The sequence below is a fragment of the Flavobacterium chryseum genome (assembly GCF_004362015.1).
Lineage (GTDB): Bacteria > Bacteroidota > Bacteroidia > Flavobacteriales > Flavobacteriaceae > Flavobacterium.
In genome coordinates, this window is sequence record NZ_SNWW01000011.1 from 113111 (window position 1) to 133263 (window position 20153).

Consider the following 20153-nt stretch of genomic DNA (forward strand, 5'->3'; position numbering starts at 1 on the left):
TTTATTTTTATTAAAGATTATTTTTTAGATTCCTTTAGAATTCGGTTTACTTCATTGACTAACAACGGAAACGCCGGTTCAGTCATTCCGTGGCCGTAACCGTCTAATTCAAAAAGTTTAGTTTGTTTATGGCCAACAAGCTTCATCATTCGCGCCATATAAGCGTTTTCTTCGTAGCGGCCTAACATTTCTAATTCACGATCTCCGGTAATTAGTAGAAGTGGCGGAGCATCAGCGCGAACATGAAAAAGAGGAGCAAAAGCATCGATTGTTGGTTGTGTATCCGGAATTCCGTTTTCTTTTCTAATTTCAAAGTGCGTAATACATTGTCCGCTAAACGGAATTAGACCTGCAATTTTATTAGCGTCAATTCCTTCTTTTTGAAGCCATTTTTTGTCCAACCCAATCATCATGGCTAGATAGCCACCTGCAGAATGTCCTGAAACAAAAATTAAAGATTTGTCGCCACCATAATTCGCGATATTATTAAAAGCCCAGGCAACAGCCGCTGCAGCATCTTCAATACATTTTGCGGCTTTTACTTTTGGCGATAATCTGTAATTGACACCAATAATTGCGAAACCTTTGTTTTTTAAAGCTTCCGGAATTTCTTTACTTCCGCCAGTTAGGCCTCCGCCATGAAACCAAATTATTGTTGCGAAGTTTTTAGTGTTTTTTGGATAGTAAATATCTAAAGTACATCTTTCATTAATATAACTGTCTGATTTATTTGTTGAGGTATTGTAGTACTGAATGTTTGAATTTGTTTCATACTCTATTTGCTGCGAAAAAGAAGTAGTGCAAATAAAAAGGAAACTAAATAAAAAGATTATTTTTTTCATGATATAAATTTTATTCAACTTTAAAATCACCTTCCAGACCATTTTCAGCATGTGAGGCAATCCAGACTTTAAAGTCGCCAGGCTCTGTTTTAAATTCCATTTTATCATTATAAAAAGCGAGCTCCGAAACAGGAATTGAAAATTGAATCGTTTTAGATTCCTTAGGTTTTAATTCGATTTGAACAAAATCTTTCAGTTCTCTAATAGGTCTCACAATACTTCCTGTAATATCGCGTATATATAACTGTACTGTTTCTATTCCTGTAGCATTTCCGGTATTGGTAATAACAGCAGAAACGTTTAATTTTTCGGTAGTATTATTTTTAAGAATCGCTTTTTCAATTTTTAAATTGTCATAAGAGAAAGTGGTATAACTCAAACCAAAACCAAATGGATATTGTGGTTCATATCCTGCATCGAGATAATGCGAATTATTTCCCAGAGAACTTTGCCATGCTTCGACAGGAATGTCCTGAATAGCAACAAAGGTTTTAGGATCTGCCGGTCTTCCTGTATTGGGGTGATTATAATAAATAGGAATCTGTCCCACTTCTTTTGGCCATGTGACAGGAAGTTTTCCTGATGGATTTACGACTCCTAAAAGTAGATCAGAAATTGCCGGACCAGCCATTGTTCCCGGATGCCAAGCCATAACTAAGGCGTTTACTTTTGGTAAAACGGCTCCTAACGTGATCGGTCTTCCTGACATTAATACCAACACAATTGGCTTTCCTGTTTTTTGTAATTCAGCTATTAATTTTTCCTGTAAACCCGGTAAATTGATATTAGCTCTTGAATGTGCTTCGCCTGAAAGTATAGCTTCTTCACCGGCGAAAAATATAATAACATCTGATTTTTTAGCTTCTGTAATTGCTGCTGCAAATCCGTCTTCAGACAATGATCTGCTATGCGAAAGTCCTGCAGAATAAAATACATTATTTGTTCCAAAACTATTTTGTAAAGCTTTAAGAGGTGTTTGAGAATCTTCTTTATTTCCATCGAAAATCCAGGTTCCTAATTGTTCTCTTGAAGCATCTGCCAACGGACCTATTACCGCTATTTTTTGATTCGGTTTTAAAGGTAAAATCTGATTTTCATTTTTTAGTAAAACGCAGCTTTTGCCAGCTGCTGTTTTTGCAGTTTGCAACGCATCAGAACTTAATAGCGAAAATTTTTCACGATCTTTAAAGTACGGATTTTCAAAAATACCTGCTCTAAATTTTATTCGTAGAATATTGCGAACCATTTCGTCTAGTTGCTTTTCAGAAACTTTCTTTTCTGAAATCAGTGTTTTTAAATGATGGGCATACGATAAACTAGTCATTTCCATGTCTAAACCTGCTGTTGCAGATTTAAATGCGGCATCTTTTTCATCAGCTGCAAATCCATGCGGAATCATTTCGGTAACCGAATTCCAGTCACTTACTACAAATCCATCGTATTTCCATTCCTCCCGCAATACTTTTTTTAGCAAAAAGCTGTTTCCGGAAGCAGGAACGCCGTTTAGATCATTAAAAGAAGTCATGAAGGTGGCTGCACCGGCTTTCGCTGCTGCTTCAAAAGGTTTCAGATATACGTTTCGAAGTAAAGATTCAGACATGCTTACGGTATTGTAATCTCTACCGCCTTCCGCAGCTCCATATGCGGCAAAATGTTTGGCACAGGCCAAAATTTGTCCCGGAACAGAAGGATCATTTCCCTGAAATCCTTTAATGTAAGCAACCCCAAGGCGCGATGCCAGTAAAGGATCTTCCCCGGGTGATTCTGCTATTCTTCCCCAGCGGGCATCTCTCGCAATATCAACCATTGGGGCGTAGGTCCAGTTTATGCATCTTGAATACGATTCATTGGCTGCAATTTTTGATGTTTTTTCAACTAAATCCATATCCCACGAAGCAGCTAATCCTAAAGGAATCGGGAAAATAGTTTTATAGCCATGAATGACATCTCTTCCAAATAATAACGGAATATGATTGGGACTTTCTTCTACTGCAATTTTTTGTATTTCAAAAACAAGATTTGGATCGGTAAGATTTAAAATAGCACCTACTAAACCCTTTCGAACATCATTTTTGAGTTCATCAGATAAGCCTTTACTTCTGCTTGAAGTTCCTTTTAGACATGCCTGACCAATTTTTTGTTCAAGGGTCATATTTTTTATGATCTTGTCAATGTCTTTTTCAACATTTAAACTGGCTTTTTGACTGTAGGATATTGATATTATGGAGAGAAACAATAATAAGCAATAGTGTGGTTTTGTGGTTAGTGTTTTCAAGTTGAGCTTTTTTTAAATTAAATATATAAAAAAAGTCCAAAATGTGGAACAAATTGGACTCGTACTTTTTAAAAAGTTATATAGGATTAAATATCGTCAAAATCGATATCTGTAAAGCTAGATCTTTGCCCTTCAGGTTTATCAGAGCCATATTCTTTTTTAAAATCTTTTTGATGTCTTTCAGATATTACTTCTTCGCCTTTGTGGTTCAAGACATACGAAGTCATTTCTTCCAGTATTTCGGCAAAAGCACTAAAATCTTCTTTGTATAAATAAATTTTGTGTTTTTTAAAATGAAAAGAACCGTCTTCCTCAGTAAATTTTTTGCTTTCAGTAATAGTGATATAATAATCGTCTGCTTTAGTAGCTCTCACATCAAAGAAATAGGTTCTTCTTCCTGCTCGTAATACTTTAGAAAAAATTTCTTCTTTTTCTAACATGTCATTTTCTCTCATAATACGTTCTATCATTTTTGGAATTAATAGTACTCAAAAATCATAAAAATTTATCTATTACGCAACAATTAAAGTAATTCTTTTTCCGAAAGTTGTTTTAAATATAACGATGCATAATAGCCTTCCTGATTTATTAATTGATTATGAGAGCCTTGTTGAATGATTTTGCCATCTTCAAGAATGATTATTTTATCGGCATTTTTGGCCGAAGAAACCCGATGACTGACAATGATTGTAGTTTTATTTTTACAAATTTCGAATAAATTATTCAAAATAGTTTCTTCCGTTTCAGTATCAACCGCAGACAAACAATCATCAAAAAGTAAAATAGCAGGGTTTTTAATAATCGCTCTTGCAATAGATACACGCTGCTTTTGTCCACCCGAAAGTGTGATACCTCTTTCTCCTAAAATAGTGTCGTATTGTTTGTTGAAAGCAATGATATTATCATGAACCACAGCACTTTTAGCGGCTTCTATAACTTCTTCATCGCTGGCATTTTGATTTCCAAATTTGATATTATTTTTAATGGTATCCGAAAATAAAAACGCATCCTGAGGGACAATTCCAATATTGTTTCTCAAATCATTTAAATTCAGACTGCTTATTTCATTTTGATCAATTGTGATTTTTCCGTCAGTAACATCATATAAACGGGAAATCAAGGATAATATTGTTGATTTTCCCGAACCTGTTTTTCCTAAAATAGCTAAGGTTTCTCCTTTTTTTACCGTAAAAGAAACATTTTTTAAAGCTTCGATATTAGTGTCTTCGTAAGTGTAATTAACATTTTCAAATACAATACTGCCCTGAATATCTGATGAGCCGTGATTTTTATTTTTGATTTCAGGTTCAATTTTCAAAAACTCATTCAAACGCTTTTGAGAAGCTTCCGCTTCCTGAACCATTGATGAAACCCATCCTAAAGACGCTACAGGCCATGTAAGCATGTTTACATACAAGATAAACTCAGCAATTGTACCGATGTTTTGGATGGTTCCGTTGATGTACATTAAACCTCCAAAATAAATTACAACCAAATTACTAATTCCGATTAAAGCGATCATTAAAGGACCAAATAGCGATTGCACTTTTGCTAAATCTAAACTTTTCTTTTTGCTTTCATCGGCAAGCGCCACCATATTATTTTGATGCTGATTCTCTAAAGAATACGCTTTTATAACTCGAATTCCCGAAAATATTTCCTGAGAAAAACTCGAAACCTTCGATAAATATTGCTGAAAAGTGGTGCTTCGTTTATTGATTTCTGAACTCAGTTTAAAAATACAAAACGAAAGAAGTGGTAAAGGTAAAATCGTATATAATGTCAGTAAAGGCGAAACATTATACATATATATGATAACAATTGCAAAACGAATAAAAGTATTTATCGTGTACATCACTGCCGGGCCAACATACATACGAACCTTAGAAACATCTTCGCTGATTCTGTTCATTAAATCTCCGGTACGGTTTTGTTTGTAAAAATTCTGAGAAAGATTTTCGTACTGCTTAAAAACTTCATTTTTCAAATCAAACTCAATGTGGCGCGACATTACGATTAAAGTCTGACGCATTAAAAATGTCAAAAATCCTGCAACAATTGTAGTTGCTATGATTAAGAGCACATTATGAATTAAATCCTGACGATAAGAATCGATAATTACCTGAGAAGCTTGTTGAGCTTCAGGCAGTTTATCAAACTTTTCGATAGCATTTAATGACTTGCTAATTAGCTTAGGAGTAAATAAAGAGAATATTTGTGCGATTATGGTTATTAAAATTCCTAGCGAAAAACTGTATTTATATTTGATGAAATATTTGTTTAAATAGCTTAATTCTTTCATTTTTTTAAGAGATTCAATGTTGAAATGAAATGGATTTGTAAAATATCTTCAATTAAAAGTAATGAAAGATAAGATTTATTCAAAACAAATCGATTGTAAAATTGTTATTTTAAAGATAAAAAATTAGCACATGTGTATTTTTTGTTTAAGTTTGAGATGTCTTTTTGACAAATTCATAATTTATAACTAATAAATACTATCGCTATGGATGCAACTTTCGCAACTGGAAAGGAACTTCAAAAAATGGATCCCGTTTTTGGTCAATTATCTTTTGATGATCACGAACAAATTGTTTTTTGCAATGACAAAGATACAGGTTTAAAAGCAATTATTGGTATTCATAATTCAGTTATGGGGCCAGCTTTAGGAGGTACTAGAATGTGGAATTATAATACTGAATGGGAAGCATTAAACGATGTTTTACGTCTTTCAAGAGGTATGACTTATAAATCTGCTATTACAGGACTTAATATTGGTGGAGGTAAAGCAGTAATTATTGGTGATTCTAAAACGCAGAAAACACCAGAATTGATGCGTAAGTTTGGTGAATTTGTTCACTCTTTAAGCGGTAGATATATTACGGCTGAAGATGTTGGAATGGAAACAAAAGACATGGACACGGTTAGAGATGTAACGCCTTATGTTACTGGTATTTCAGAAGAAAGAGGTGGTTCTGGAAATCCTTCTCCTATAACAGCTTACGGTGTTTATTTAGGAATGAAAGCGGCTGCAAAAAGCCAGTTTGGTTCTGATGTTTTAGACGGTAAAAAAGTATTGGTTCAGGGAATTGGTCACGTTGGTGAAGCTTTGGTGGAGTATTTAACTAAAGAAGGAGCGATCGTAACTATTGCTGATATCAACGAAGAAAAATTATACGAAGTAGCTCAAAAATACAACGCAACAATTTTTACAGGTGAAGATTTGTATAGTGCTGATGTTGATATTTATGCTCCATGTGCAATGGGAGCAACAATTAATAACGATACCGTAAATAAAATTAAGGCTAAAGTTATTGCAGGTGCTGCCAACAATCAGTTAGCGGATGAAAATGTTCACGGTTTGAGATTACAGGAAAGAGGTATTTTGTACGCGCCTGATTTCCTAATCAACGCTGGTGGAATTATCAACGTTTATGCTGAATTAGAGCATTATGGTAAAGCTGAAATCATGAGTAAAACCGAAAATATCTATAATACTACTTTAGAAATTATCGATTACGCTGTGAAAAACGGAATGACTACGCATAAAGCTGCCCTTACAATTGCTCAAAATCGTATCAATTTGAGAAAAATTGAAAACAGCAAAAAATAATAAAGACAAATTTTATTGTTGAGAGTCTCAGTTTTCAGTCACAGTTTTCAGATATATCTTAAGACTGTGACTGAAAACTGAGACTTTTTTATATCGATTATTAATTATGATTTTTGAGGGATTTTTTTTGGAATTAAATTTTAATATCGTCTCTTTAATTCTTATTTTTGCAAACTAATTTTTAAATGTTCTTACAAGGTGGTAAATAGAAGACACATACGCGTTAAAGTAATGCAATCCATTTATGCAATGCATCAGAGCGGTTCTGATAATATGGAAAAAGAAGAGAAATTTCTTTTTTACAGTATTGATAATATTCAGGATCTATATCTTATAATGCTTTCTTCATTAATTGAAATTTGCAAAAAAGAATCGGTTTTTTTACATCTTTCAAGTAAAAAACATCTTGCAACTGCTGCAGAACGTAAACCGAACGAAAAATTTATCAAAAACAAAATTTTTCAACTTCTTGCCGAAAGCAATTCGCTAAGTATTGCATTAGAAAACCGTAAAATCAACAACTGGTCTTTAAACGACGATTATATCATTTTACTATTAAATGATATTAAAGCGAGCGATTTGTATGCAAAATACATGAGCACAACACAAAATACTTTTGAAGAAGACAGACAGTTTATAATTGATTTATTTGCTGATGTAATTGTTCCGAATGAAAAATTATACGAGTATTTAGAAGATGATAAATTAACCTGGGTTGATGATATTCCGGTTGTAAATACACATATTGTTAAGCAATTAAAAGCAATTAAAACCGAAGATCCGGACGATTTTAGAGTTCCAAAATTGTATAAAGATGTTGAAGATAAAGATTTTGCTAAAGATTTGTTTAGAAGAACAGTTTTAAACGAATCGATTTTAGCAAAAGAATACGATGATAAAACACCAAATTGGGATAGCGAAAGAATTGCTGAAATTGACACGATTATCTTAAAAATGGCTATTTGCGAATTTTTAAAATTCCCTTCAATTCCGGTAAAAGTTACACTTAATGAATATTTAGAAATTGCAAAAGAATATTCTACACCAAAAAGTAGTATTTTTATCAACGGAATTTTAGATAATCTTGTTAAAGAACTGGAAGCCAACAAAAAGATGATTAAGGTTGGTCGAGGTTTAATGTAAAATAGGATAAATTCCAATTTTAATCCCGAAGCATCGGGACCAAATTCCAAAAATTAGATGTCACTCTGAGCGTCCCGAGGCTTCGGGAGAAGAGCTAACTTTAAAAAAAAATATTAATAATAAATCAAAAAACAGAATTTAAATTATGGGACAATTCACTCAATTTGCGCCATTTCTATTAATGTTCGTGGTAATCTATTTCTTCATGATTAGACCACAACAAAAAAGAGCAAAAAACGAAAAAGAATTTGAAAGCAGCCTAAAAGTAGGTGATAAAATCATTACAAAAAGTGGTTTCCACGGTAAAGTTGTAGAACTTGCTGAAACGACTGTTGTAATTGAAACAATGTCTGGAAAATTAAAATTAGAGCGTTCAGCTATTTCTTTAGAATTAAGTTCTGCTTTGAATAAAAAAGCATAATTTTTTAAGAAATTTCAATAAAATATAAATCCCAAATTTCAATCTAACGATTGGAGTTTGGGATTTTTTTATGTCTTCATTTCAAAATTCAACTCGTTCCTCGCAATGACAAAAAATCAAAAACCTTTGTCAAGTTTTAAACTTTGACAAAGGTTGGAATTTGGAATTTAAAAATATTGGAATTTAAATATTACCTGTATTTATCATTCAGCCCAATATTCCCCAAAATCATAGGAATTACTTTCTCGATTCTCATTAATTTAGTTTTTTCCTGTTTGGCGCTTTCAATATATTCTAAAAACTCATATTGTTTATAAGCCGTAAATTTTTCAAAAGCTTGTTTTAAGTCTGAATTCTGATTTAATTCTTTTTGAAAAAGCTCAGAAACAATTGCTTCTTTCTTCGATGGTTTTATGACTTTTCCTTGCTTTTCGTTTTCAATAGCTTCCAGAATATATTCTAAAACTTCTTTTTCATTTACTTCTTCTTTTGAGGTAAAACGCCATTGCCGAAGGGATTTTGTCTTGTCTTCCTGAGCATTCACTAATTTGTTTTTGCTGTCTTTCAGAAAAACACCATTAAAAAACCAAATCGTAAAATAATCTTTAAAACCACCAATACCAACAACATTTTTCTTCTCATAAACATAAACAGGCCCGCCCCATTTTGTGGTTTCAGTCAGTTCTGTTTTATCAATGATAGATTTAAGAAGCAATAATTCTTCTTCCCATTGACTGCTGAATTTCCAAATGCCTTTATCAGAAGTTGGTTCCAATTATTTTTTAGTTTTAGATTTTTCTTTTAAATCAAAGACGCCTTGAATAGCCGTTAATTCTGCAATTTTTACAATTACATCCGTTGCTTTTTGAATACTTTCGACAGGAACATATTCGTATTTTCCATGAAAATTATGTCCGCCAGCAAATATATTCGGGCAAGGCAATCCCATGTATGATAATTGAGAACCGTCAGTTCCGCCACGAATAGGTTTTATGATAGGTTTAATGCCCAATTCTCTCATTGCTTTTTCGGCAATATCAACAATATGTTTTACCGGAAGCACTTTTTCTTTCATATTATAATACTGGTCTTTTACTACAGCAGTTACAATATCTTCACCAAATTGTTTGGCGAACTTTTTGTTGATTTTTTTGGCAATTTTTTCAATTAAATCTTTTCTTTTTTCGAATTTTATTTTGTTGTGATCGCGAATAATCAATTCTAAAACAGTTTCTTCGATGTTTCCTGTTAAATGATTTACGTGAAAAAATCCTTCGTAACCTTTAGTTTCCTGAGGCGTTTCTCCTTTTGGTAATTCATTAATAAAATCATTGGCAATCAACAATGAATTAATCATTTTTCCTTTCGCATAACCAGGATGAACACTTTTTCCTTTGAAGGTAATTTTAGCTCCGGCTGCATTAAAGTTTTCATATTCCAATTCACCAATCTGGCTTCCATCCATAGTATAAGCCCATTGAGCGCCAAATTTCTGCACATCAAAATGATGAGCGCCACGACCAATTTCTTCGTCAGGAGTAAATCCAATTCGGATTTTTCCGTGCTTAATTTCAGGATGCTGAATTAGATATTCCATTGCAGAAACAATTTCAGTAATTCCGGCTTTATCATCGGCACCTAACAAAGTTGTTCCGTCGGTTGTAATGATCGTTTGCCCTTTGTATTGCAATAAGTCTTTGAAGTAATTTGGAGATAAAATAATATTTTTCTCTGCATTTAGAACAATATCTTTTCCGTCGTAATTCTCAATAATTTGAGGTTTTACATTTGCTCCGCTAAAATCCGGAGAAGTATCAAAATGCGAAACAAAACCAATAGTTGGTACTTCATGATCTACATTACTTGGCAAAGTTGCCATGATATAAGCTTTATCATCGATCGTAACATCATCTAAGCCAATGGTTTTTAATTCTTCGACTAATTTATTGGCAAGATTCCATTGTTTTTCTGTACTTGGAGTTGTTTGTGAATTTGGGTCTGATTCAGTATCAATAGTTACGTAACTGATAAAACGATCTATAATATGTTGCATTTGTTTATTTTTAAGCAAAGATAAGCAAATATTTAGGCGTTTTAAAGCCGTAAATTTATCGAAACTGAAAATGAAGCAAAGAAATGTTTGCCACGAATTTCCCAAATTTTCACTAATAAATGTGTTCTGTAAAATTTAAAATCCAATTTCGCGAAATTTAGGTCGTCAAATTGGATTTGTACTTATTTTATTCGTGGAAATTCGTGAAATTCGTGGCAGAAAATTATTGAATACATCTAAAACCAATATGGTTTGCAGGAGATTTATAATCACCTTTTCCTCTTGTGCCCACCATATAACGTGTACAATATTGGTCTGTACATAGAAATGACCCGCCACGTTGTACTTTTTTTGGTAAATCCGGTTCTCCCGGATCGTAAGGCGTATCAGGACCTTTAGGATTTTTGGCCACTTTTCCATCTTTACTAATAACGGAATAATAATCTGCAGTATACCAGTCGTTTGTCCATTCCCAAACATTTCCTCCAATATCATAAAGACCATAAGGATTTGCCTGAAACTGAGCAGTTGGAGCTGTGCCAATATAACCATCTTCACCTGTATCTCCTTTTTCTATCGGAAAGTGACCCTGGTAGATATTAGCCTGAAATTTTCCTTTTGGTTTTAATGTGCTTCCCCATGCATAAAGCTGTCCTGATTTTCCGCCTCGCGCAGCAAATTCCCATTCGGCTTCTGTTGGTAATCTTTTCCCTGCCCATTTTGCATACGCAGCAGCATCGTCATAAGAAACCTGAACAACAGGATAATTGCCTTTGCCTTTTATCGAACTCAGAGGTCCTTCAGGATGTCTCCAGTCAGCTCCGTGTACATAAGACCACCATTGCATGTAATTGTTTAAATCTACCTGTGCAGGAGTAGGAGTAAAGACAGCAGATCCTGCAACCAAATTTTCTAGAGGAGCAGTTGGAAACTCTTCATGCGTTGGTCTTATTTCTGCTAATGTTACATAACCGGTAGCTTTTACAAAAGCTTCAAATTGGTCGTTTGTAACTTCGGTTTTATCCATATAAAATCCGTCAACATAAACTCTGTGAATTGGAGCAGCATCTTTTGTAACACCTTTAATACTGCATAAACTCTCATCTTCGACATTACTTCCCATCGAGAATTCTCCACCGGGAATCCATACCATGCCTTTTGGAGTTTTATTTGCAGTCGGCCTGTTGTTATTTTCGATTGTTGGTTTAAACGCAGATTCTCCTGAAACATAAGGCGTTTCGGCACAATCCATTGCTGCTATTTGTTTTTTTTCTGTTGGAACAATAATTTTAGTGTAACCATATGCAATTGAAATAATTGAAATAGTCAATATGGCAAAAATCCAATAGGTTTTATTTTTCATTATGGATAATTTTAGTTGGGAAGAAATTATTTAAACGAGGTAAATTTAAAAAAAATAACTTAATATATTCTATTAATTCTATAGACTAACTAAAAAATATATAATTTGTTATTTATCTTCTTCCACAAGAACAACTTCATATTTGTCTTTACCATCAACCTTAACAGGTTGGTAATATGTTTCTCCAAATTTTACGTATTTCACATCGCCAATCGTTACTTCTTTTCCACCTTCTGGTAAATTATCTACTATGGTTCCGGCAGTTGGCGGAACTACTTTGTATGAACTTCCGTCTTTTTCATAGTAAGTTCCTCCGTAATAATAATTATTTACGGTTCCTGTATTTACCGTTTCAGCGCCACTCGGAATGTTGTTAACTGTTGCTCCAACGGGTGCGGGTACGGCCGTGTAACCTCCATTTGAAGGCGCATACCAAACTCCCTGATCATAATGATATTGATTGCTTTCTACACTCACTACAATTGCGGTAACTGCCAAAGTAGCAATAAAAAATCCCCACGGATGATAAACAGGTCCATAATAAAAAGGTCTGTACGGATGAAAATAATACGGATGAAAAGTGTTGTATCTATAACCTCCATATCTGTATGGCGGACGATTGTAAACCACCACAGTATTTCTTCTTACGACAGTATTATGGTTATTATTGATATTGATATCTCTGCTTCGGTCGATATTAACGTTATTATTTCGGCTTCTATCAACATTGTTATTGTTGATATTGGTATTTCTGTTACCGCTATTATTATTTATTGTGCTTTTATTTCTTGTGTTTGATGTAGAGGGTCTTGTACCAGTATTTACAGGCTGTTTAGTTCCGGAATTTCCAGAACCTGGTCTTGTTTGAGTGGTTGGTCTATTTTGAGTTGCTGGTCTGGCTTTTGTAGCTGGTCTGGCTTTTGTAGCTGGTCTTGACTGAGTAGCACCTCCGGCTCTATGTACGCTTCCACCACCGCCAACACGACGCTGTGCTATACTATCAAAAGAAATTAAAAAAAATGATCCGGCGAAACACAATAAGGCTGCTTTTCTGAGTTTTTTATTTATACTTTTCATTTTCAATGTTTTAGGGTCTTTAAAATTATGAAAAAAAAGTAAGAATATTTATAAAATTTGTAATCATTTTTGGTTTAAATCTTTTTTTATGATTTGATTGTCAGTGTGATATGGCATTTGTTGTGGTAAATTGGTGAATGCTAATTTTTATCTCTAATGAATCGTGAAAATTTCACATAAAACACTTTTTTGTAAAAAAGAACCATTTTCAAGTATTATAAATTAAATTTGCATCCGAAAAAACAACAACAACTTTACTATGTATAAATTGATAATTCGCCCGATACTTTTTTGGTTTGATCCGGAAGAAGTACATTACTTTACTTTTTCATTTGTTAAATTCATTTCAAAAATACCTGGAGTTTCATCAATTATCAAATCTCTTTATGAAGTAAAAGATGCTCGTTTAGAACGTGAAGTTTTCGGAATTAAATTCAAAAATCCGGTTGGTCTTGCGGCAGGATTTGATAAAGATGCGAAGTTATACAAAGAACTTTCTGATTTTGGTTTTGGTTTTATAGAAATAGGAACCGTAACGCCGGTTGGTCAGGAAGGAAACCCTAAAAAACGTTTGTTTAGATTAAAGGAAGATCAGGCGATTATTAACCGAATGGGTTTTAATAATGGTGGAGTTCTGGAAGCTGTTGAGCGTTTAAAAAAGAATTCAGGCGTTTTAATTGGAGGAAATATTGGAAAAAATAAAATTACGCCAAACGAAAATGCAGTTGACGATTATATCATTTGTTTTGATGCGTTATTTGATCATGTAGATTATTTTGTTGTAAATGTAAGTTCGCCAAATACGCCAAATTTAAGAGCTTTACAGGACAAAGAACCATTGACAGCTTTGTTGCAGACATTGCAGGACAGAAATGTTGAGAAACAAAAAACAAGCAATCAAAAAGTAAAACCAATTCTTTTAAAAATTGCTCCGGATCTTACAGACGAGCAATTATTAGATATTATTGATATCGTAAAAATAACTCAGATTGCGGGTGTAATTGCTACCAATACAACTATTTCAAGAGACGGATTACAATCTCAAAACCAATCTGAAATGGGAGGATTATCTGGAAAACCACTAACAAAACGTTCTACAGAAGTAATTCGTTTTCTTTCTGAAAAAAGCAATAAAGCATTCCCGATTATTGGAGTAGGAGGAATTCATTCTGCAGATGATGCTATCGAAAAACTAAACGCAGGCGCAAGTTTGGTACAATTGTATACTGGATTTATTTACGAAGGTCCGGCTTTGATAAAAGCAATAAACAAAAAGATTTTAAAGCAATTGTAAAAGCAACTCCTGAACAATAAGTCCGATAACGATAGCAACGCCAAAACTGATTAAAGTACCAATTAAAACATATTCAGTAAGTTTTCTGTCTTTGGCTTCTTTTAAATCTCCAAATCTAAAAATAGATTTAGCGGCCAGTAAAAATCCTATGGCTTCAAAGTGTCCTGTCAAGATGAAACAAAAAACGAATAAACGTTCTAATATACCAATGTAGTTTCCTGCACTGGCAAGCGAATTATCGCGATCATCCTGACTTTCCGGACTCCAGATCGAGATAACTGTTTTAATAAAAATAGAAGTAGGTTTTGTAATGAATAAAAATCCGGTAATTAAAATCCAAAATTGATTATCGAACCACAATAAGTTTATAGCTTCGTTTTGATAAAGTAATACAACGCCGGTTAAAATTAAAACGTGCGCGATTTGATCTACAACAAACCAGGTTCGTTTTGTTTTATTTTGCTGAAAATTTAATTTGATTAAATCTATAATACCGTGCGTTATGGCAATTAAAACAGCGTAAGGTATAAACTGAAGGTCTCCGACCAAAATTGCGGCTAAAATGCCATGCAACAGAATATGAAGATATAAATAAATACTTTTATGTTTTTTAGCTTCCTTATCGATTACCCATGAGTTAGGCTGCCAGATAAAATCGCCTAATAAATGTGCTAAAAGTAGTTTTATAAATAAAATCATAACGTTGTAAGTTGTTTTATTTGTGTTCTAAAATAACGGTCTAAATTCATAACCAAATCAAACTGAGCGCGTTTTTGTCTTCGGCTCACGGCAGCTTGATTAATACCTAATTTGTGACCCAGTTCTTCTTGTGACAAAGTTGGGTTTTCTATCGCAATAGCAACAAATTCTGCCGATTGTACAAGCCAGCTGTCCATAAAAGTTAAGGCCAGACGAAGCATCAAATTCATTTTTTCATCAAAACGAATGTCTCCGGTTCTCAGAGCTAAAGTTACCTTTTGTTTCTTTAACGTTTCAAAAAGTTCCCCTGAATTTATAAATGCAGAACCATTACTCTCCGATATTTTTTCAGCATCATGCGTTTTATCTCCAAAACCAATGCTCATTCTGGCATCTGATTTTACGGCTCTTAAATGCGCTTTTATTACTATGGCAGCTAGTAAGGCATCTTCCGGATTTTTAATTTCAACCTGAAATTCATCTCCTCTGTAAATCTCCCACTGACTGGGCATTTTTCCAAACGGCTTTAAGATTTTTTTCAAATCTTCTACCCAATGTTTAGACTCCTGTTGTCTTGAACCGATTATATCGCCTGTAATTACGCTTGTCATAATTCAAATATAATTAAAATTAAATAAACTTTACTATTACAAATATAGGTAATATTTTTATTTATTACGTTTTTAAGTAATCTTTATTCTTATTCCATATTTATGTAATGTAAAATTAAAGAAAATTATAACTTTTATTTGTTTAAAAAAGAAACTAACTTAGCCTTCACTAAAGAATAAGCTTTGAGCAAAGAAATCAAAATTATCGAATGCCCACGTGATGCCATGCAAGGTATCAAAACGTTTATCCCCACCAAAAACAAGGTTTCGTACATACAAGCTTTGCTTAGAGTAGGTTTTGATACGATTGATTTCGGAAGTTTTGTGTCTCCAAAAGCTATTCCGCAAATGCAGGATACGGCCGAAGTTTTGGCCCAACTTGATCTATCGCAAACCACAAGTAAATTGCTGGCTATCATTGCCAATACCCAAGGTGCGCAATTAGCGTCAGAGCATGAAGCTATTCAATATTTAGGATTTCCTTTTTCAATATCAGAGAATTTCCAGATGCGTAATACGCATAAAACCATTGCCGAATCATTAGTTACACTTGAGGAAATTTTAGAGATCGCTGATAAAAAAAATAAAGAAGTAGTAACCTATCTTTCAATGGGTTTCGGAAATCCATACGGAGATCCGTGGGATGTTGAAATTGTTGGCGAATGGACAGAGAAATTGTCTAAAATGGGTGTAAAAATCCTGTCGCTTTCTGATACAGTAGGAAGTTCTACACCTGAAGTTATTACGTATCTTTTTTCTAATTTAATTCCCAAATATCCTCAAATAGAATTCGGTGCACATTTGCATACAACGCCAAATAGCTGGTTTGAAAAAATTGACGCCGCTCACAAAGCCGGCTGTACAAGATTTGACGGCGCTATTCAGGGTTTTGGAGGCTGTCCCATGGCGACAGACAAACTAACCGGAAATATGCCTACTGAAAAACTTATTTCCTATTTTACTTCTAATAAAAAGATAACAGGCTTAAATTCTTTAAGTTTTGAAAGCGCTTATAACGAAGCTTCAAAATTGTTTGGTAAATTTCATTAAAAAAGTAGTATATTTACTACTCATAGTATAATAAGTTGCAATAAATCAACGTTGTAGCTTATTATTAGTAAGCTACTTTGTCATGAAATTACACTTGATCAACAAAATCCCAAAAGTTATAGGCATACTATTTCTATTTTGCTCGTGCTCAAGCGATTTAGATTTTGATCAGGTTAATGATCTAACGTTAACACCTGTTTACGTAGCCAATCTGGCCTATTTTGATGTCGCTGCAAATAAATTTATAGATAACGGAAGTCCACAAGAAATCGCGTTTGATATTCAGCCTTTTAAAGCGTTTAAAGAAAAATTTTTCAAAGACAATCTGATTAAAGCAGAGAGTGATTTTGAATTAGAAAATACAATAAACAGACCTTTTAGTCTTGATATTTCACTTCTTGGCCAAAATGATGAAGTGCTTGATACGATGACTTTTGATATCCCGGCATATACAGGAGGTTCAAATGTAATACGATACCCAACTGAGGTTTTCGAAAATCAAAGGCTCGTACTTTTAAAGCAAACCGTTAAAATTGGTTTTACCGTAAGAATAGGGGCAGGACCGCCATTGAATGACAGTAGTTTAGGTAATTTAAAATTACGTTCGAGTGCAACCGCTTATATGCTAATAGAAGCCGAATGAGAAAGATATACCTGATCATAATAGTCACTATTCAGCTTTCTTGTTTTGCTCAAAACAAAGAAGTCTTGTATAATTTTACCTCGATTCCGCAAGCATCACTCGTAAATCCGGGTGCCGATGTTTCGTATAAATATTATTTCGGAATCCCGTTGCTATCCGGAATTTCAGTTAATTTAGGTTCGAGCAGCTTTTCTGCGTATGATTTATTTGCAAATAACGGAGTTGATTTTAATGATAAAGTCCGAAACATTATAAACAAATCATCTGCAAATGATAAAACCCATATTAACCAGCAACTCGAATTATTTTCCGGAGGTTTTAGAGTAGGAGGAGAAGGAAGCAAATCTTATATTTCATTTGGGCTTTATCAGGAATTTGATTTTTTGATGTATGTGCCCAAAGATTTAGCCATATTAGCATTAGACGGAAATCGGGATCATATTGGCAAATCTTTCGATTTATCTGATTTTAATCTTAGAGCCGAAGTGCTTTCTGTATTGCATGTCGGATTTCATAAAAAACTAAATGAAAAGTTAGTTTTGGGTGGCCGTTTCAAAATTTATTCCAGCGGAGCAAATGCAACATCTACAAAAAACTCAGGATTTATTTATACAAATCAAAGCGACGGAACACCAAACTTTTACACTCAAATAATTGCATCAAACTTAGAAATTAAAAGTTCAGGAATTGCCACTTTTACAAAAGACGAATACAAAGGAAGCGAAGCAGAAGATATTGTACACAATACTTTTTTTAACGGAAGTTTGGGTTTAGGTTTTGACGCAGGATTAACTTATTATTTTAAGGAAAACCTTCAATTTACGGCAAGTGTTATAGATCTTGGTTTTATCAGACACTCTAAAGATATTGAAACATTAACCTATAAAGGCACTTATAATTACGAAGGAGTAAATCCGAATTTTGATAATATAAATGCACCTGAAAATGTTCTGGGTGAATTTGAAAAAGCAATTCCAAGAGATACACTTTACAATAAATATACGACCTGGCGACCAGTAAAATTCTATTCCTCACTTCAATATTCATTTGGAGAATCAAGATCAAGTGCTGATTGCAATTGCAAAGTAAAAACCACCAGAAAATACGCCAATTCAGTTGGAGGGCAATTATTTTTAATGAGTATGCCAAAACAGCCTTTTATTGCCATAACAGCTTTTTATCAACGAAGTATTTTAGAAAAATTAGACTTTAAAGCCACTTATACTTTTGATGCTTTTTCTAAAAAAAATATAGGTTTAGGACTCTCAGGCACAATAGGTAAATTTAATATTTACGGTCTTGTCGATAATGTATTAGAATACAGAGATGTCTCTAAAGCCAATAGTCTGGCGTTTCAATTCGGTTTAAATTTTATTTTTCCAGAATCAGATTGATTTTATAAATTCCAATTTTGCTCCATTTTAAATATGTTGCTAAGGCTTGGAATTTAGAATTTAAGTTTTGAAATTTGAATTTAAAAACATAGTCCCTTTCTTACTGTAATAAATTTAAGAAAAAGTTAGTATTCAAGTTTCCAATTTATTCACTACATTTGCACGCAATTCAACTACAAATTGCACCATGATAGCACACAACTCCAAGATTATCGGCGAAGGTTTAACTTACGACGATGTATTATTAGTACCTAACTACTCTAATGTGCTTCCTCGCGAAGTGAGTATCAAATCAAAATTTTCACGAAATATAACACTAAACGTTCCTATAGTATCAGCTGCTATGGATACCGTTACAGAAAGTGCAATGGCAATTGCTATGGCGCAAGAAGGCGGAATTGGTGTTTTGCATAAAAATATGACCATCGAGCAGCAAGCTGCGAAGGTTAGAAAAGTAAAACGTGCTGAGGCAGGAATGATTATCGATCCGGTAACATTGCCAATGACTTCAACAATTGCAGATGCAAAAAACGCCATGAAAGAATTCGGAATTGGCGGTATTCCAATTGTTGACGAAAACAGAATCTTAAAAGGCATAGTTACAAACCGTGATTTACGTTTCGAAAAAAATGGAGCCAGACCAATCGTAGAAGTAATGACAAGTAAAAACTTAGTTACTGTTGCCGAAGGAACTTCATTAGAACAAGCCGAAGTAGTTTTACAAGGACATAAAATTGAAAAATTACCCGTTGTAAATGCTCAAAATGAATTAGTTGGTTTAATTACTTTTAGAGATATTACCAAATTAACTCAAAAACCAATTGCAAACAAAGATAGTTATGGTCGTTTAAGAGTTGCTGCAGCAATCGGAGTTACCGGAGATGCAGTACAAAGAGCCGAAGCATTAGTTGCTGCCGGAGTTGACGCCATTATTATAGATACTGCTCACGGACATACTGAAGGTGTTGTGAATGTATTAAAAGAAGTAAAAACAAAATTCCCAAATATTGATGTAATTGTAGGTAACATTGCAACTCCTGAAGCTGCTAAATATTTAGTAGAAAATGGTGCTGACGGTGTAAAAGTTGGAATCGGTCCTGGTTCCATCTGTACAACCCGTATTGTTGCCGGTGTTGGTTTTCCTCAATTCTCAGCTGTTCTTGAAGTAGCTGCGGCTATAAAAGGAACTGGAGTTCCGGTTATTGCAGATGGTGGAATTCGTTATACAGGAGATATTCCTAAAGCAATCGCTGCCGGTGCCGACTGTGTAATGTTAGGTTCATTATTAGCCGGTACAAAAGAATCTCCTGGAGAAACTATTATTTTTGAAGGAAGAAAATTCAAATCATACCGCGGAATGGGTTCTGTTGAAGCCATGCAAACGGGTTCTAAAGATCGTTATTTCCAGGATGTTGAAGACGATGTTAAAAAATTAGTTCCGGAAGGAATTGTTGGTCGTGTTCCTTACAAAGGAGAATTAAACGAAAGCATGCTTCAATTCGTTGGAGGTCTTCGTGCCGGAATGGGATATTGTGGTTCAAAAGATATTCCAACGCTACAAGATTCAGGACGTTTTGTTAGAATCACATCAAGCGGAATTACGGAGAGTCATCCACATAACGTTACAATTACTAAAGAAGCTCCAAATTATTCAAGATAATTTTAGTTTGTATAT

At 33.9% G+C, this 20153-nt stretch carries 18 protein-coding genes; 8 read left to right on the forward strand and 10 right to left on the reverse strand.

Going from position 1 to position 20153, the window contains the following annotated elements:
• Positions 1–17 precede the first annotated feature (17 nt).
• The 4 genes from EV143_RS18625 to EV143_RS18640 all read right to left on the reverse strand — a co-directional run bounded on the left by EV143_RS18625 (position 18) and on the right by EV143_RS18640 (position 5419).
• Positions 18–842 (reverse strand): alpha/beta hydrolase, encoded by an 825-nt coding sequence (locus tag EV143_RS18625; RefSeq protein ID WP_133509449.1) that lies wholly within the window; start codon positions 840–842, stop codon positions 18–20.
• 10 nt (positions 843–852) lie between these two features.
• Positions 853–3117, reverse strand: coding sequence for a beta-glucosidase BglX (gene bglX / locus EV143_RS18630; RefSeq protein ID WP_133509450.1), 2265 nt, complete (start codon positions 3115–3117; stop codon positions 853–855).
• An 86-nt stretch (positions 3118–3203) separates the two neighbouring features.
• A complete protein-coding gene (locus EV143_RS18635) occupies positions 3204–3572 on the reverse strand; it encodes a PUR family DNA/RNA-binding protein (RefSeq protein ID WP_029268690.1) in 369 nt (122 codons plus the stop codon).
• 68 nt (positions 3573–3640) lie between these two features.
• Positions 3641–5419: an ABC transporter ATP-binding protein gene (locus EV143_RS18640; RefSeq protein WP_133509451.1), complete on the reverse strand. Its 1779-nt coding sequence runs from the start codon at positions 5417–5419 to the stop codon at positions 3641–3643.
• A gap of 204 nt (positions 5420–5623) precedes the next feature.
• Here EV143_RS18640 and EV143_RS18645 point away from each other — a divergent pair, with 204 nt between their 5' ends.
• The 3 genes from EV143_RS18645 (at position 5624) to yajC (ending at position 8294) form a co-directional block, all read left to right on the forward strand.
• A complete protein-coding gene (locus EV143_RS18645) occupies positions 5624–6730 on the forward strand; it encodes a Glu/Leu/Phe/Val family dehydrogenase (protein ID WP_133509452.1) in 1107 nt (368 codons plus the stop codon).
• 231 nt (positions 6731–6961) lie between these two features.
• Entirely contained in the window at positions 6962–7873 is a 912-nt protein-coding gene (gene nusB, locus EV143_RS18650; protein WP_133509453.1) for a transcription antitermination factor NusB, read from the forward strand.
• Positions 7874–8018: 145 nt separating this feature from the next.
• Complete coding sequence (gene yajC, locus EV143_RS18655) at positions 8019–8294, forward strand: preprotein translocase subunit YajC (protein ID WP_133509454.1); 276 nt, start codon at positions 8019–8021, stop codon at positions 8292–8294.
• Between the two features lie 190 nt (positions 8295–8484).
• Here yajC and EV143_RS18660 read toward each other — a convergent pair whose 3' ends face one another.
• From EV143_RS18660 to EV143_RS18675, 4 genes are all read right to left on the reverse strand, one after another.
• Complete coding sequence (locus tag EV143_RS18660; RefSeq protein ID WP_133509455.1) at positions 8485–9069, reverse strand: YdeI/OmpD-associated family protein; 585 nt, start codon at positions 9067–9069, stop codon at positions 8485–8487.
• Positions 9070–10347, reverse strand: a complete 1278-nt coding sequence (gene pepT / locus EV143_RS18665) for a peptidase T (protein WP_133509456.1) — start codon at positions 10345–10347, stop codon at positions 9070–9072.
• A 223-nt stretch (positions 10348–10570) separates the two neighbouring features.
• Positions 10571–11710 (reverse strand): formylglycine-generating enzyme family protein, encoded by a 1140-nt coding sequence (locus EV143_RS18670; RefSeq protein WP_133509457.1) that lies wholly within the window; start codon positions 11708–11710, stop codon positions 10571–10573.
• 108 nt (positions 11711–11818) lie between these two features.
• Positions 11819–12787, reverse strand: coding sequence for a DUF6515 family protein (locus EV143_RS18675; RefSeq protein WP_133509458.1), 969 nt, complete (start codon positions 12785–12787; stop codon positions 11819–11821).
• 259 nt (positions 12788–13046) lie between these two features.
• On the opposite strand from EV143_RS18675, the gene EV143_RS18680 reads away from it, so the two are divergent.
• Positions 13047–14081, forward strand: coding sequence for a quinone-dependent dihydroorotate dehydrogenase (locus EV143_RS18680; protein WP_133509459.1), 1035 nt, complete (start codon positions 13047–13049; stop codon positions 14079–14081).
• Here EV143_RS18680 and EV143_RS18685 read toward each other — a convergent pair.
• Together EV143_RS18685 and EV143_RS18690 are read right to left on the reverse strand one after the other, a co-directional pair.
• Entirely contained in the window at positions 14067–14780 is a 714-nt protein-coding gene (locus EV143_RS18685; RefSeq protein WP_133509460.1) for a DUF3307 domain-containing protein, read from the reverse strand. The genes EV143_RS18680 and EV143_RS18685 overlap by 15 nt on opposite strands.
• On the reverse strand, positions 14777–15391 hold the full coding sequence (locus EV143_RS18690; protein ID WP_133509461.1) for a SatD family protein: 615 nt from the start codon (positions 15389–15391) through the stop codon (positions 14777–14779). The genes EV143_RS18685 and EV143_RS18690 overlap by 4 nt, the downstream gene beginning before the upstream one ends.
• 183 nt (positions 15392–15574) lie before the next feature.
• On the opposite strand from EV143_RS18690, the gene EV143_RS18695 reads away from it, so the two are divergent.
• From EV143_RS18695 to guaB, 4 genes are all read left to right on the forward strand, one after another.
• Complete coding sequence (locus tag EV143_RS18695) at positions 15575–16441, forward strand: hydroxymethylglutaryl-CoA lyase (RefSeq protein ID WP_133509462.1); 867 nt, start codon at positions 15575–15577, stop codon at positions 16439–16441.
• Between the two features lie 82 nt (positions 16442–16523).
• Complete coding sequence (locus EV143_RS18700) at positions 16524–17084, forward strand: hypothetical protein (protein ID WP_133509463.1); 561 nt, start codon at positions 16524–16526, stop codon at positions 17082–17084.
• A complete protein-coding gene (locus tag EV143_RS18705; protein ID WP_133509464.1) occupies positions 17081–18478 on the forward strand; it encodes a DUF5723 family protein in 1398 nt (465 codons plus the stop codon). Before EV143_RS18700 ends, EV143_RS18705 begins: the two co-directional genes overlap by 4 nt.
• Positions 18479–18665: 187 nt before the next feature.
• A complete protein-coding gene (gene guaB / locus EV143_RS18710) occupies positions 18666–20138 on the forward strand; it encodes an IMP dehydrogenase (protein WP_133509465.1) in 1473 nt (490 codons plus the stop codon).
• The last annotated feature ends 15 nt before the right edge of the window (positions 20139–20153 follow it).